Here is an 11,953-nt window from a genome sequence, read left to right on the forward strand (position 1 = left end):
GCGCACGAGAATGCGGCGCATGAAGCGTCGTACCCTGCTGTCTCAACTGACCGGCCTGGCCGCCCTGCCCGCTTTCGCGCGTCCCGCATCGGCGCCGGATTTTTCCGCGCTGGAGCGCGGCGTGCAGGGGCGGCTGGGCTTGTTCGCCGTCGACACGGGCAGCGGCCGCGTGATCGCCCATCGCGCCGACGAGCGCTTCGCGACTGCGTCGACCTTCAAGATCCTGCTGGGGGCCTGCGTGGCCCAGGGCGTGGAGGCGGGCCGCTGGGGCTGGAACGATGCGGTGCCCCTGCAGGAGAGCCAGCGCGTGCCGCATTCGCCGGCCTTCGATCGCTATCTGCCGCGCGGCCATGCGACGCTGACCGAGCTGGTGCAAGGCATCGTCGTCGAGAGCGACAACCCCTGCGCCAACGTGCTGCTGCGCCGTTGCTGCGATTCGCCCGCCGGCTTCACGGCTTGGCTGCGCCAGCAGGGCGACGACATCACGCGGCTGGACCGCTTCGAGACCGAGCTCAACGAGAACGCGCCCGGCGATGAGCGCGACACCAGCACGCCGCGGGCGTTTGCGAAGACGCTGCAGCATCTGCTGCTCGGCCCCGGGCTGACGCGAGCCAGCCAGGCGCGGCTGTGGGCCGATCTGCAGGCCTCGCGCACGGGGCTCAAGCGCCTGCGCGCCGGCGTGCCGGACGCCAGCTGGCGCGTCATCGACAAGACCGGCAGCGGCGCCCGCGGCGCGGCCAACGACGTGGCCCTGGTCTTCCCGCCCGGCAGCCGCTCGCCCTGGGTCGTCGTCGCCTTCCAGTCCGACTCCAAGGCCGCGGCGGACGCGCTCAACGCGGTGCATGCCGACGTGATGCGCGCTCTGGTGAGGGCCTGGGCGTGAGCAGCAACGCCAGCCGGCGCCAGTACGAGGCGCGCATGCACCGGGTGCAGGCCTATATCGATCGCCATCTGGACCAGCCCCTGGACCTGGAAGCCCTGGCCGCCGTCGCCCACTTCTCGCCCTATCACTTCCATCGCCTCTTCCTGGCCTGGACGGGCCAGACCCTGGGCGACTACCTGGCGCGCCGGCGGCTGGAGAAGGCGGCCCAGCGGCTGCGCGGCCAGCCGGAGTCGACGGTGCTGAGCATTGCCCTGGGCGTGGGCTATGGCTCGGCCGAGGCGTTTGCGCGGGCCTTCAAACTGCGCTTCGGGCATTCGCCGACGCAGTGGCGCAATCTCGATCAGGCCGACAGCAATCTGGATCAGGGCGGCGCGTGGCGCGGGGAGGAGCATGGCTTCTCCCGCAACCCCGACGAAGGAAATCCCGTGAACGTCCGCCTCATCGACCGCCCGCCCGTGCGCATGGGCTATCTGCGCTACCAAGGCGCCTACGGTCCGGCCCTCGGCCGCTTCTGGGCCGAGACCTTCAACCCCTGGCTGGCGACGCAGAACCTCGGCGCGGTGTCGCGCTTCGGCATCGGCCATGACGACCCCAGCCTGGTGCCGCCCGAGCAATGCCGCTACGACGCCGGCGTGGCCGTGCCCGACGACTGGGTGCCCAATGGCGGCGCCCTTGTCACCGAGCTGCCCGGTGGTCGTTATGCGGCCCTGGACTTCCAAGGCACGGCTGCCGAGATCGGCGCCGCCTGGGCCGCCATGATGGGCCAGTGGCTGCCCAGCAGCGGCCTGCAGCTGGATGCGCGGCCCTGCTTCGAGCACTACGGGCCGCAGTCCAAGTTCGACTACAAGACCGGCGTGTTCGACTGCGAGCTTTGTATCCCTGTCGCTCCGTTGTGACCCGCTCGTGTCGGACGCTTTTGCGGGCCGAGACTGGGCGAGGGGATTCAAAGTTGTGCGAATTCACTGACCGTGCGGTCACGCCCGGTCTGCTTGGCCTGGTAGAGGGCCCGGTCGGCGCGTTCGATGGCCAGGTGCAGGTCCTCACCCGGCGCGCATTCGGCCACGCCGGCCGAGAAGGTGATGTGCAGGCCCGGCACCAGGCTGTCGAAAGATGTGGCGGCCAGGGCCTCGCGCAGCCGATCGACCAGGGCGGCGGCCGTCTCGGCGCTGGCCTGGGGCGTGACGACGAGGAACTCTTCGCCGCCCCAGCGCCCGGCGAAGTCGGTGCTGCGCAGGGCCGCCTGCAAGGCCGCCGCGAAATGACGCAGCACGGCGTCGCCAACCGAGTGACCGTGGCGGTCGTTGACGTTCTTGAAGTGGTCGATGTCGATCAGCACCAGGCTCATGGTCTGGCCGCTGTGGCGCTGGTTGAGCTGCTCGGCGGCCAGGCGCTCGCTCAGGTGGCGGCGGTTGCTGATGCGCGTCAGCTCGTCGTGATGGGCCAGGTACTGGATGCGCTCCAGGGCCGCGCGCAGCTCCGTGGTGCGCGCGCCCAGCTTGGCGCGCAGCTTGGCCATATTGACCGACAGCACCGACACCGCCGTCATCAGGATGGCCGCGAAGCTGAAATGCAGGGCCTCGACGGCGGGCGGGAAGTGGACCGGATCGGTCAGCGCGCCCCAGGCCATGGCCACGCCCAGCGAAGCAAGCCCGAACAGATAGAGCCAGAAGGCCTGGCGCTGCGACAGCACGAACATGCCCCACACCAGGTTGAGCAGCATGATGGCGATGATGGCGCCGCGCAGCGGCGGATCGATGGCATAGCCCCAGGCCGTGATCAGCACGCCGAAGACCGACTGCGGCAGCGTCAGCGTGGGGTCGCTGCCCAGATGCCGGCTCAGGCCGGTGCGCACCAGCAGATAGAAGGCCGTGATGCCCGCCAGGCTGAGGCTGCTGACCCACAGGCCGGGGCCGGACTCCATCAGGCCGAGGTTGACCTGCACGGCTACGTTGAGTGCGAACAGGCCGTAGACCGTCAGCGCCAGCAGCGTCAGCTTGACCGCGCCGCGGCCCTCGGCCTCGGGACCGAGCAGCCAGTGGGCCCAGCCTGACGAGGGCGCGCGGTTGGGGGCGGTGGGTCGCTCGTGAGGCATGGGGCGCTGAGGATAGCGGCGCGCCGTGGAACCGTGGCTGCCGACACAGTTGGTTGCAAGCCCCTCAGGGCGTGATGCGCAGGCCGTCCTCGGCCCAGACCAGGGGGCCGGCGTAATGCTGGCGGATGGCGGCCTGCACCGCTTCGCGGCGGCCATCGACGGCGGGAGACAGATGCGCCAGCAGCAGCTGGCCGGCGCGCACGTCGGCGGCAATCTCGCCGGTCTGGGTCGGGGCGGTGTGCAGGGTGTAGAGGACGGGCGGCGAATCCGGCGGGTCGAGCACGACGCTGTTGACGACGAGCAGGCTGGTGTCGGCGGCGATGCGGCGCAGCGCGGCGTGGCCCTGGGGGTCGATGTCGCCGCTGAAGGTGAGGCTCTTGCCGCCATGGTCGATCCGGTAGATGACGGCCGGCGCGTCGCGGTGGTGGCCGGCTATTGCCGAGATGCGCAGCCCGCCTTCGTCGAGCAGCACGCGCGGCTGCCGGGTGCTGGCGGGGATGTCGGTCACCTGGAAGCTGAGCGGTGCCGAAAAGTCGCGCAAATAGCCGAAGGCGCCCTGTTTGCCGAACAGCAGCTCGACCAAGCGGCGCGTGGACGGGAAGTCGGCGTCGTCGCGCTGGCGCGCTTTCTGGCCCGCGGGGCCGAAGATCTTCAGCGTGATGGGCCGGCCCGACGACACCGCGCGGGCCTTGACGAGGCCGGGCAGTTCGCCGACGTGGTCGGCATGCAGATGGGTCAGCAGCAGGATGTCCAGCTGGCCCAGCGCCAGCTTGGCCTCACCCAGGCGCGCGAACGAGCCCGGCCCGGCGTCCACCAGGATGCGCGGCACGCCGTCCACCAGCACGGCATGGCTGGAGCCGGCGCGGCCGGTGGCGCCGGGCCCGCCCGAGCCCAGCACGACGAGTTCGAGAGCCGGCGGCGCTGCTGTCTGCGCCTGGGCGACCGAGGCCAGCAGCGGGAGAAGGAGGAAGGCGCGGCGCAGCAGCTTCATGCGGTGTCCTTGGGGTCGGGCGGCGCCCGCCATCATCGCGCCGACGCTTCGTTGCGCAGCGAAGCATCGACGGGCCGGGCCGCCACACACTGGCTGCACTTCTTCAACACGCAGCGAGCCCACCATGCCCATCACCTGTTTCATCCGCTACGAACTCGACCCCTTCCAGCGCGAGGCCTTCCGCGAATACGCCCAGGCCTGGGGCCACATCATTCCCCGCCTCGGCGGCCGGCTGCTCGGCTACTGGCTGCCCCACGAGGGCACGAATTACGAGGCCTGGGGCCTGATCGGCTTCGACTCCCTGGCGGCCTACGAGGACTACCGCGCCCGGCTCAAGGCCGACCCCGAGGCGCGCGCCAACTTCGAGTTCGCGAAAGTGCAGCGCTTCATCCTGCGCGAGGAGCGGACTTTCTGTGAGGATGTGCGCCCATGATCGCCGTCATCTTCGAAGTCGAGCCTACGGCCGAGGGCCGTCCCGCCTATCTCGACCACGCCGCCGCCCTGAAGCCGCTGCTGGAACAGATGGACGGCTTCGTCTCGGTGGAGCGCTTCCAGAGCCTGACCAACCCGGACAAGCTGCTGTCCCTGTCCTTCTGGCGCGACGAGGAGGCCGTGCGCGGCTGGCGCGAGATGGAGAGACACCGCCAGGCCCAGGCGGCCGGGCGGGGTGGCTTGTTCCAGGACTACCGCTTGCGTGTGGCCCATGTCGTGCGTGACTACGGGCTCAACGAGCGCGAGCAGGTGCCCCGGTGATGAGCGCTGAACCGCGTTTGGCCCGCATCGCCGCCGCCATTGCGGACCCGACGCGCGCGCGTGTTCTCGCCCGTTTGCTCGATGGCCGCTTGCACACGGCGGGCGAGCTGGCCACGCATGCCGGCGTCGGCGCGGCGACGATGTCCGCCCACCTGAAGCTGCTGGTCGACGAAGGCCTGGCCCGCGTGCGGCCGCAGGGCCGGCACCGCTATTTCGGTCTCGCGGATGGCGATGTGGCGCATGCGTTGGAAGCCCTGCTGCGCGTGGCCGATGGCCGTGATGCGGGAGCGGCTGCCGACCTGAAGCGCTGGCAGAAGCCCGAGATGCGCGGCCTGCGGCATGCGCGCAGCTGCTACGGCCATCTGGCGGGCGAGCTGGGCGTGCAATGGCGCGAGGCGCTGCTGGCCAAGGGTTGGGTGAGGGCGTCGTCGGATGGGCGCTATGAGCTCAGCGATGCTGGCCGTGAAGCGCTGAGGGATCTGATGCCCGAAGGCTTTGCGGCGACGGGGCGGGTGCTCTATGACTGCGTGGACTGGTCCGAGCGCCGCGACCATTTCGCGGGGCCGCTGGCGGTGGCGTGGCTGGAGGCGATGGTGGCGAAGGGTTGGTTGCAACGTATGGCGGAGTCACGCGAATTGCGCCTGACGCCACCAGGTCGACTCGCACTCGAAAGCAGCCTCACATAATGCTCGCCGGTTCCATCTTCTCGAGGAGTGCGTGTGAGCACAGTGCTGTGGGCAAACCAGCTGGCTGATGGCGCCGTCACCTCAGACGAGGAAGACAAGGCCGCCTTGTTCAGGCATTCCAGCAGGCTGGATGCGATCTGCCGCAAGCTGGGCCTGGGACCGTTCAGCGCGCTGTGCGACTCGACCGACGTGCGGTTCAATCATGGCGACTTCGAGCTGCCGCCTGGTGCAGAGTCCACCAATGACGTGATGGCCAAGGAGGGCGTCTGGGTCGACGCGGGCGAGGCGGTTCGGCGCCTGCAGGCGATGCTCGCTCACATCACGCAGAACAAGACGCGGTTTGGCCTGCTGAGGAACGACCTCGACGACGTGATCGCCGAGCTGCAGCAGAGCATTGGATTTGCCGAGTTGGCCGCGGCGGCGAAGGCCAAGTTCAATTTCTGCATCGTCGAGTGAGGCCGGCCATGCATCGTCATCTGCTGGCTCTTGTCGCTCTCTACTTCGCCGCCAGCCTCGCCCACTTCAGCCACAACGCCCAGTACATCGCCTTCTATCCCGGCATGCCGGCCTGGCTGACGCCGGGCAAGGTCTGGCTGTTCTGGTTTGCCGTTTGCGGCGTCGGCCTGCTGGCGCTGACCTTGATTCGTCTCGGTTTGCCGGCGCTGGGCCTGCTGGCCCTCGGTGTCTACGGCGCCCTGGGCCTGGACGGCCTGCTGCACTACCGGCTGGGCCTGTGCTCCGAGCACACGTTGCTGGCCAATCTGACGATCTGGGCGGAAGCGACGACGGGGCTGATGCTGTTGCTGGTGTCGGCGGTATTGCTGGCAAGGCAGATGGGAGGCATGGCATGGCGACGCTCGACCACCTGATCCTCAAGGTCAACGACCTGGCCGAGAGCCTGCGCTTCTATACCGAGGTGATGGGCTTCATCGATGCGGGTCGGGACGGGCCGTTCACCGTCATCAAGGCCGGGCCCGACTGCCAGCTGCAGCTGGCGCCCTGGGGCACGCCGGGTTTCGAGCACTATGCGTTTGCGGTGTCACCCGCCGAGTTCGAGGCCATCTTCGGGCGCATCAAGGCGGCCGGCCTGGGCTATGGGCCGACCTTTGATTCGGTGGGCACGAACACCGGGCCGGGCAGCGAGTCCGGCGCACGTGGTTTCGCGCCGACGCTTTACTTCAACGACCCCAACCGCCACCTCATCGAGATCAGGACCTACGGGGCCTGACGCAGCTGCCCGGCGACGAGGCGTGCCAGCCGGGCGCCCTGGTCGCGCACCTCCTGGTCGTGGGCACCGCCATAGCCGAGGGCCAGGCCATGGTGGGCGAGGGGCGCCACGCCGAAATGGCTGAGGGGCTGCACGACGATGTCGGTCTGCGCGAGCTGAGCGATGACGGCGGCCTCCACCGCTGCCGGCAGCGCCACCGACACATGCATGCCCGTCTCGGTGCCGATCAGCGGCATGGCCTTGCCCAGCTCGCGCGCCCAGGCGGCGGCCAGGATCTCGCGCCGGGCCGCATAGGCTTGGCGCATGCGTCGGATATGGGCCGCGAAATGGCCTTCTTCGATGAAGCGGGCCAGCGCCAGTTGCGTGAGCTGGCGGCCTTCGAGCTGCAAACGGGCCGCCGCTTCGGCAAAGCCAGTGGCCAGGGCCGGCGGCACGATGACATAGCCCAGGCGCAGGGCCGGGAACAGCACCTTGCTGAAGGTGCCGACATAGACGACACGGTCGGCGGCGTCCATGCCTTGCAGGGACGGCACCGGGGCGCCGGCGAGACGGAACTCGCCGTCGTAGTCGTCCTCGATGACCCAGCAGGCATGGCGCGCGGCCTCGCCCAGCAGGGCCAGGCGGCGGGCCAGGCTCATCTCGACGCCGGTGGGGAATTGGTGCGAGGGCGTCGTATAGATCAGCCGCGGTGGCTGGCGCCAGTCGGCCTCGGTCGGCGCGAGGCCCTGGTCATCCACCGTGATGGGTTGCATGTGCAAACCGGCAGCGGCAAAGGCGCGGCGGGCGCCGGGATAGCCGGGGTTCTCGGCCCAGGCCTGTTCTCCCGCATCGGCGAGCAAGCGGGCGCACAGGTCCAGGCCCTGCTGGGCGCCGGCGACGACGATGACCTGCTCAGGCGTACAGCGCACCAGGCGGGTCAGGCGCACATGGTCGGCGATGGCGTGGCGCAGCAGCGGGTGGCCGCCGGGCTCGGCATAGCCGGTGTCGGGCAGGCGGGCCTCGCGCCAGGCCTGGGCGAGCAGGCGCTGCCAGACATCCAGGCGCAGCAGGCCCAGGTCGGGCGTGCACAGCGCGAAGGCGCGGCCGATTTCAATGGAGGGTTCGGCCAGGATGGCAGTGGCGCGCCGTGACAGCGAGAGGGCCGCGCTCGTCACGGGGACGTTGCCGGGCGGTGCCTGCATCTCGTAGGCGGGTGGCTGGGCCGCCACGAAGGAACCGGCACCGCGGCGCGCTTGCAGATAGCCCTCGGCGGTCAGGCGTTCGTAGGCCTCGATGACGGTGTTGCGGCCCAGGCCGAGGTCGGTGGCCAGGGCACGCGTGGCGGGCAGGGCGTCCCCCGGGCGCAGCACGGCACTGGCGATGAGGCGGCGCAGCTCCTCGGCCAGTTGGGCACTGAGGGCGATGGGTGAATCCCGTCTCAGCGTCGCGGCGAGGCGGTCGCTCAGCATGTGGTTCCCCGCGTCCGTGCGGATTGGCTCTGTCGCCGGGCGGGTCGGCCTTCTATCGTGACTGCCAGGTCGCCAGCGGCGGGCGCGGCGACAAGGTTTTCAAAGGATGGGAAGCGTGAAGAAGGCATTTGCAAGCAAGGCAGCCGCCTGGCTGGCCATGGTCCTGCCCCTGGGCGCGGCGGCGGCATCCGCCGACGTGGCGGCGCAGGTCGCGGCGCTGGACATCGAATACCAGGCGGCCGTGAAACGCAACGACGAGGCCGGCATGGCGAGGATTCTGGCCGAGGACTTCGTGCTCGTGTCGGGCGGCGGCCTGACCTTCACGCGCGAGCAGCTGCTGGCCGAGGCGCGCGGCAAGACCATCACCTATGAAGAGCAGGACGTCGTGCCGGGCACGCGCACGGTGCGTGTCTTCGGCGAGCACACGGCCGTCGTCACGGCGCTGCTGGCGCTCAAGGGCGTCGAGTTGAAGACGGGCCGCGTCCACCACCGCAAGCTGTGGTTCAGCGATGTCTACATCCGCACCGGGGCGGGCTGGAAGTACGCGCTGGGCCAGGTGGGGCGGCTGGTCGAGAAGGATGGGCAGGCGGTCGCGCCCTAGGGCGATTTCGCGGGTTTCCTCGCCGCGCGCGGTGGCGGGGCCAGCACGGCGCCGCGCTGGCCGGTGGTGCGGTCCCACTGATAGACCTCGCGCGTGGCCTTGTCGACGGCGAAGTGGCCAAGCAGATGGCTTTCGTCCCTGGGCTCCCCTGGCCCGTCGAAGCGCAGCGTGAAAACGAAGTCGGTATCGACGGGATGGCGCTTGCAGCGGTAGTCGCCGCGCTTGTTCGGCCCGGCCAGGTGCAGGGCGCGCGCGGTGCCGATGAGCTTCAGGCACGCCTGCCTCTCGGTCAGGCCCACGGCATGGGCGGGCAGGGCCTGGGCGGCAAGGAGGGCAGGCAGTAGCAGCCGGAACATGCCGGCAAGTATCAGGCCCCTCAAGCCGCCTGGGGCGGCACGCTCCAGCGCTTGGTCACATCGCCACGGGCGTTGACGCTCTCGAGCTGCACGCCAAAGCCCCACAAGCGGCCGACATGCTTGAGCACTTCCTGGGCGCTGTCGTGCAGGGGGCGGTTGAGGTGCTGCACATGGCGCAGCGTCAGCGACCGGTCGCCGCGCAGGTTGACGTTCCAGACCTGGATATTGGGCTCGCGGGTGGACAGGTCATACTGGCGCGAAAGGGCCTGGCGCAGATGGCGGTAGCCGCCTTCGTCGTGGATGGCCGAGATCTCGTACTCGCTCTTGGCCTCGTCATCCAGGATGGAGAAGAGGCGGAAGTCGCGCATGATCTTCGGGCTCAGGTATTGGCCGATGAAGCTCTCGTCCTTGAAGTTGCGCATGGCGTGGTCGAGCGTGGGCAGCCATTCGCTGCCGGCGATGTCGGGGAACCAGTCGCGGTCTTCGTCGGTGGGGTTCTCGCAGATGCGCTTGATGTCGGTGTACATCGCGAAGCCCAGCGCATAGGGGTTGAGGTTGGCGCCCGGGTGCTGGTAGACGACGTTGGTGTGGGATTTGAGCCACTCGATCATCATGCCGTCCGACAGATAGCCGTCGTCGTACATCTGGTTGAGCAGGCGGTGGTGCCAGAAGGTGGCCCAGCCCTCGTTCATGACCTGCGTCTGGCGCTGCGGATAGAAGTACTGGGCGATCTTGCGCACGATGCGCACGACCTCGCGCTGCCAGGGGTCGAGCAGCGGCGCGTTCTTCTCGATGAAATAGAGCAGGTTCTCCTGCGGCTCGTCGGGGAAACGGCGGCTCTCGGCGGCCTCGTCGGGGCGGTCGGGCTTCTTGGGCAGGGTGCGCCACAGATCGTTGATCTGCATCTGCGCATGGTGCTCGCGGTCCTTGAGCCGCGCGCGCTCCTCGGCGAGCGACAGCTTGGCAGGGCGGCGGTAGCGGTCCACGCCATGGTTCATCAGCGCATGGCAGCTGTCCAGCAGGGTCTCGACGGCGTCCAGGCCGTAGCGCTCCTCGCAATCGGCGACGTAGTTCTTGGCGTAGACGAGGTAGTCGATGATGCTGGATGCATCCGTCCACATGCGGAACAGGTAGTTCCCTTTGAAGAAGCTGTTGTGGCCGTAGCAGGCGTGGGCAATCACGAGGGCCTGCATGGCCAGCGTGTTCTCCTCCATCAGGTAGGCGATGCAGGGGTCGGAGTTGATGACGATCTCGTAGGCCAGGCCCATCTGGCCGCGCTTGTAGCTGCGCTCGGTGGCGATGAACTCCTTGCCATAGCTCCAGTGGCGGTAGTTCACCGGCATGCCGACCGAGGCATAGGCGTCCATCATCTGCTCGGCGGTGATGACCTCGAGCTGGTTGGCATAGGTGTCCAGGCCGAAGCGCTCGGCCGTGTTCTTGATGACGGCGTGGTATTCCTCGATGAGCTCGAAGCTCCAGTCGTTGGGCGAAGGCAGGGGCTGGCTGGGGCGCTGGGCCAGCGGCTTCATGCGCTGCAGCGGCTGGCGCTGGCGGCGCTCCGGCATGCCGGCCGGCGGATTGGCCGGCCGCTCGTGATGGCGTCTATCCTCTTTGCTGCTCATGCCGCGGCCCCTTCCTTCTTGAACAAGTCACGGAAGACCGGGTAGATCTGCGAGGCCTCGACGGCCTTGCGCATGGCGAAGTGCTTGGCGTCCTCGGCGAGCTTCTGGTATTCCTCCCAGAGGTTCTGCTCGGGTTCGGCGACCTGCACATAGGCGAAGTAGCGGCACAGCGGCAGCAGCTTGTCGGCCAGCAGCTCGCGGCAGCGGCCGCTGTCGTGGTGCCAGTTGTCGCCGTCGCTGGCCTGGGCGCCGTAGATATTCCATTCGGTCGGCGAATAGCGCTCCTTGATGATCTGTTCCATCAGGACGAGGGCCGACGAGACGACCGTGCCGCCGGTCTCGGTGGCGTGGAAGAAGTTCTGCTCGTCCACTTCCTGGGCCTGGGTGTGGTGGCGGATGAAGACGACGTCGATCTTTTCGTAGTGCCGCGTCAGGAAGAGGTAGAGCAGGATGAAGAAGCGCTTGGCGAGGTCCTTGCGGCCTTCGTCCATGGAGCCCGACACGTCCATCAGGCAGAACATGACGGCGCGCGTCGTGGGCACCGGGATGCGCACGCGCGAGCGAAAGCGCAGGTCGATAGGATCGAGGAAGGGGATGGCCGCGATGCGCTCGCGCAGATGCTTGATGCGCTCGCGGGTTTCGAGCAGCAGGCGCGGCGTCTCGGGGCGGTCTTCCTTCAGCAGCTCCTGCTCGCGGGCCTCGAGCTCGTGCAGCTCGCGGCGCTTGTCCATGCCCAGCGCAATGCGCCGCCCTAAAGCACCGCGCATGGAGCGCACGACGTGCAGATTGGTGGGCGTGCCGTCGGACACGAAGCCGGCGCGCTGGCTGCGCCACTCGGGCGTGTCGGCCAGCGTCGTGCGGGCGAGATTGGGCAGGGCCAGGTCGTCGAAGAAGACCTGCATGAACTCTTCCTTGGTGAGGTGGAAGACGAAGTCGTCCTCCCCCTCGCCCTGGTCGCTGGCCTCGCCGCCGCCCGCGCCACCGCCTTGCCCGCCCTTGGGCTTGGCGATGCGGTCGCCCTTCACATACTCCTGGTTGCCCGGCCGCACGACCTCGCGGATGCCACCGTCGCCATGGCCGAAGACGGGCTCGCTCAAGTCCTTCTTGGGGATGTGGACGTCCTCGCCGCGCTCCATGTCGCGGATGCCGCGGCCGTCCACCGCGCGCTTGACCGCCTCGCGGATCTGGTCCTTGTGGCGGCGCAAAAAGCGCTCGCGGTTGCCGATGGACTTGTTCTTGCCCGACAGCCGTCTATCGATGATTTGCTGGAGGGACATGCCTCACCTTTCGCGG

The 11,953-nt window shown here is 68.8% G+C and carries 15 protein-coding genes; 9 read left to right on the forward strand and 6 right to left on the reverse strand.

Annotated elements, in window-relative coordinates:
- Nucleotides 1-19 precede the first annotated feature (19 nt).
- Both bla and J2X20_RS17480 read left to right on the forward strand, forming a co-directional pair.
- Entirely contained in the window at nt 20-883 is an 864-nt protein-coding gene (gene bla / locus J2X20_RS17475; RefSeq protein ID WP_310267158.1) for a class A beta-lactamase, read from the forward strand.
- Nucleotides 880-1,779 carry an AraC family transcriptional regulator gene (locus J2X20_RS17480; RefSeq protein WP_310267160.1) on the forward strand — a complete coding sequence of 300 codons (900 nt, stop codon included), beginning with the start codon at nt 880-882 and terminating at the stop codon, nt 1,777-1,779. The genes bla and J2X20_RS17480 overlap by 4 nt, the downstream gene beginning before the upstream one ends.
- Nucleotides 1,780-1,826: 47 nt before the next feature.
- Here J2X20_RS17480 and J2X20_RS17485 read toward each other — a convergent pair whose 3' ends face one another.
- Together J2X20_RS17485 and J2X20_RS17490 are read right to left on the reverse strand one after the other, a co-directional pair.
- On the reverse strand, nt 1,827-2,975 hold the full coding sequence (locus tag J2X20_RS17485; protein WP_310267162.1) for a GGDEF domain-containing protein: 1,149 nt from the start codon (nt 2,973-2,975) through the stop codon (nt 1,827-1,829).
- 64 nt (nt 2,976-3,039) lie between these two features.
- On the reverse strand, nt 3,040-3,966 hold the full coding sequence (locus J2X20_RS17490; RefSeq protein WP_310267164.1) for an MBL fold metallo-hydrolase: 927 nt from the start codon (nt 3,964-3,966) through the stop codon (nt 3,040-3,042).
- 124 nt (nt 3,967-4,090) lie between these two features.
- Here J2X20_RS17490 and J2X20_RS17495 point away from each other — a divergent pair, with 124 nt between their 5' ends.
- The 6 genes from J2X20_RS17495 to J2X20_RS17520 are packed head-to-tail and all read left to right on the forward strand — an operon-like array spanning nt 4,091 to nt 6,633.
- On the forward strand, nt 4,091-4,399 hold the full coding sequence (locus tag J2X20_RS17495) for an NIPSNAP family protein (protein ID WP_310267165.1): 309 nt from the start codon (nt 4,091-4,093) through the stop codon (nt 4,397-4,399).
- Nucleotides 4,396-4,719 (forward strand): antibiotic biosynthesis monooxygenase family protein, encoded by a 324-nt coding sequence (locus tag J2X20_RS17500; protein ID WP_310267167.1) that lies wholly within the window; start codon nt 4,396-4,398, stop codon nt 4,717-4,719. The genes J2X20_RS17495 and J2X20_RS17500 overlap by 4 nt, the downstream gene beginning before the upstream one ends.
- Nucleotides 4,719-5,405, forward strand: coding sequence for an ArsR/SmtB family transcription factor (locus J2X20_RS17505; protein WP_310267169.1), 687 nt, complete (start codon nt 4,719-4,721; stop codon nt 5,403-5,405). The genes J2X20_RS17500 and J2X20_RS17505 overlap by 1 nt, the downstream gene beginning before the upstream one ends.
- 33 nt (nt 5,406-5,438) lie before the next feature.
- Nucleotides 5,439-5,861 carry a hypothetical protein gene (locus J2X20_RS17510; RefSeq protein ID WP_310267171.1) on the forward strand — a complete coding sequence of 141 codons (423 nt, stop codon included), beginning with the start codon at nt 5,439-5,441 and terminating at the stop codon, nt 5,859-5,861.
- Nucleotides 5,862-5,869: 8 nt separating this feature from the next.
- Nucleotides 5,870-6,274, forward strand: coding sequence for a hypothetical protein (locus J2X20_RS17515; protein WP_310267173.1), 405 nt, complete (start codon nt 5,870-5,872; stop codon nt 6,272-6,274).
- Entirely contained in the window at nt 6,253-6,633 is a 381-nt protein-coding gene (locus J2X20_RS17520; RefSeq protein ID WP_310267174.1) for a VOC family protein, read from the forward strand. The genes J2X20_RS17515 and J2X20_RS17520 overlap by 22 nt, the downstream gene beginning before the upstream one ends.
- On the opposite strand, the gene pdxR is transcribed toward J2X20_RS17520, so the two are convergent.
- Complete coding sequence (pdxR, locus tag J2X20_RS17525; RefSeq protein ID WP_310267175.1) at nt 6,621-8,081, reverse strand: MocR-like pyridoxine biosynthesis transcription factor PdxR; 1,461 nt, start codon at nt 8,079-8,081, stop codon at nt 6,621-6,623. The genes J2X20_RS17520 and pdxR overlap by 13 nt on opposite strands.
- A 115-nt stretch (nt 8,082-8,196) precedes the next feature.
- Here pdxR and J2X20_RS17530 point away from each other — a divergent pair, with 115 nt between their 5' ends.
- A complete protein-coding gene (locus tag J2X20_RS17530; RefSeq protein ID WP_310267176.1) occupies nt 8,197-8,682 on the forward strand; it encodes a nuclear transport factor 2 family protein in 486 nt (161 codons plus the stop codon).
- On the opposite strand, the gene J2X20_RS17535 is transcribed toward J2X20_RS17530, so the two are convergent.
- Genes J2X20_RS17535 through J2X20_RS17545 form a run of 3 tightly spaced genes read right to left on the reverse strand, consistent with a single transcriptional unit; the run spans nt 8,679 to nt 11,937 of the window.
- The gene (locus tag J2X20_RS17535) at nt 8,679-9,038 is read right to left on the reverse strand and encodes a hypothetical protein (protein WP_310267178.1); all 360 of its coding nucleotides are present in this window, start codon (nt 9,036-9,038) and stop codon (nt 8,679-8,681) included. The genes J2X20_RS17530 and J2X20_RS17535 overlap by 4 nt on opposite strands.
- Before the next feature lie 20 nt (nt 9,039-9,058).
- Nucleotides 9,059-10,603, reverse strand: coding sequence for a SpoVR family protein (locus tag J2X20_RS17540; RefSeq protein WP_409034171.1), 1,545 nt, complete (start codon nt 10,601-10,603; stop codon nt 9,059-9,061).
- 53 nt (nt 10,604-10,656) lie between these two features.
- Entirely contained in the window at nt 10,657-11,937 is a 1,281-nt protein-coding gene (locus J2X20_RS17545; protein WP_310267180.1) for a YeaH/YhbH family protein, read from the reverse strand.
- Between the last annotated feature and the right edge of the window lie 16 nt (nt 11,938-11,953).

It is taken from the genome of Roseateles saccharophilus (genome assembly GCF_031458095.1).
Taxonomy (GTDB): domain Bacteria; phylum Pseudomonadota; class Gammaproteobacteria; order Burkholderiales; family Burkholderiaceae_C; genus Pelomonas; species Pelomonas saccharophila_A.

What these genes read in the sequence shown, in the direction of transcription:
- bla (WP_310267158.1), top strand. Translation starts at nt 20, where the DNA reads ATGAAGCGTCGTACCCTGCTGTCTCAACTGACCGGCCTGGCCGCCCTG.
- J2X20_RS17485 (WP_310267162.1), bottom strand. Translation starts at nt 2,975, where the DNA reads ATGCCTCACGAGCGACCCACCGCCCCCAACCGCGCGCCCTCGTCAGGC.
- J2X20_RS17490 (WP_310267164.1), bottom strand. Translation starts at nt 3,966, where the DNA reads ATGAAGCTGCTGCGCCGCGCCTTCCTCCTTCTCCCGCTGCTGGCCTCG.
- J2X20_RS17495 (WP_310267165.1), top strand. Translation starts at nt 4,091, where the DNA reads ATGCCCATCACCTGTTTCATCCGCTACGAACTCGACCCCTTCCAGCGC.
- J2X20_RS17500 (WP_310267167.1), top strand. Translation starts at nt 4,396, where the DNA reads ATGATCGCCGTCATCTTCGAAGTCGAGCCTACGGCCGAGGGCCGTCCC.
- J2X20_RS17505 (WP_310267169.1), top strand. Translation starts at nt 4,719, where the DNA reads ATGAGCGCTGAACCGCGTTTGGCCCGCATCGCCGCCGCCATTGCGGAC.
- J2X20_RS17515 (WP_310267173.1), top strand. Translation starts at nt 5,870, where the DNA reads ATGCATCGTCATCTGCTGGCTCTTGTCGCTCTCTACTTCGCCGCCAGC.
- J2X20_RS17520 (WP_310267174.1), top strand. Translation starts at nt 6,253, where the DNA reads ATGGCGACGCTCGACCACCTGATCCTCAAGGTCAACGACCTGGCCGAG.
- pdxR (WP_310267175.1), bottom strand. Translation starts at nt 8,081, where the DNA reads ATGCTGAGCGACCGCCTCGCCGCGACGCTGAGACGGGATTCACCCATC.
- J2X20_RS17535 (WP_310267178.1), bottom strand. Translation starts at nt 9,038, where the DNA reads ATGTTCCGGCTGCTACTGCCTGCCCTCCTTGCCGCCCAGGCCCTGCCC.
- J2X20_RS17540 (WP_409034171.1), bottom strand. Translation starts at nt 10,603, where the DNA reads ATGCCGGAGCGCCGCCAGCGCCAGCCGCTGCAGCGCATGAAGCCGCTG.
- J2X20_RS17545 (WP_310267180.1), bottom strand. Translation starts at nt 11,937, where the DNA reads ATGTCCCTCCAGCAAATCATCGATAGACGGCTGTCGGGCAAGAACAAG.